The sequence below is a fragment of the Oleiphilus sp. HI0043 genome, assembly GCF_001634935.1.
In genome coordinates this window covers 1-743 of sequence record NZ_LWEY01001760.1, presented here as the reverse complement: position 1 = coordinate 743, position 743 = coordinate 1, and the positions used below count along the sequence as shown (strand labels likewise).

At 45.4% G+C, this 743-nt stretch carries 1 protein-coding gene; it reads right to left on the bottom strand.

Annotated features, from left to right (window positions below):
* Nucleotides 1–118 precede the first annotated feature (118 nt).
* On the bottom strand, nt 119–743 hold a 625-nt coding region (locus A3729_RS27195), incomplete at its 5' end, for a glutathione S-transferase family protein (protein WP_068634476.1).

The window sequence follows — 743 nt, the reverse complement described above, 5'->3', positions numbered from 1 at the left end:
TCTGTGATGAGGGTTTATCAACCTACCAAGAGGTCAGCAAGACTTCAGCTTGGGTAGCGGGGAGTAGTGCGCAAGGAAGCACACTGCTCCCCGCTTTTTAATTGATTAGCGCTGTCTGTCAGGTAACGATTATCTTTTGCCCACTAGCAACGACTTTTTCTGAGCGAGGGCGCTTTGGCGTATCAATGGCTCTTAATGCTGCCGGCCGTTCGTATATTGCTTTTACCCACCTTTCCAAGTTTGGATAGCTATCGATTTCAACACCCGACCAGTTGTGGGTTCGAACCCAAGCCCAGTTTGCGATATCTGCAATGCTGTAATTGTTTACCAGGTACTCATGTTCACTTAAGTGAGAGTCAAGTACTCCAAACAAACGCTTTACCTCGTTATGATAACGGTCAATAGCTGCGGGGATTTTTTCTGGAAAGTAGCGAAAGAAAACATTTGCTTGCCCCATCATTGGACCAATTCCGCCCATTTGGAACATTAGCCACTGATTTATAAGCGCGCGCTCGTTAGGTGTATGTGCGTAAAAATTTCCCGACTTTTCGGCTAGGTAGATCAGGATGGCCCCCGATTCGAAAAGAGTAAAACCTTCGTTGTCGTGATCAATAATCGCCGGTATTCGCCCATTCGGGTTAATAGCGATATACTCGGGCGTTTTTTGTTCACCCTTAGATAGGTCAACAGTGATTACTTTGTAAGGAATATTCATTTCCTCTAACGCAATGCTAATCTTGTGT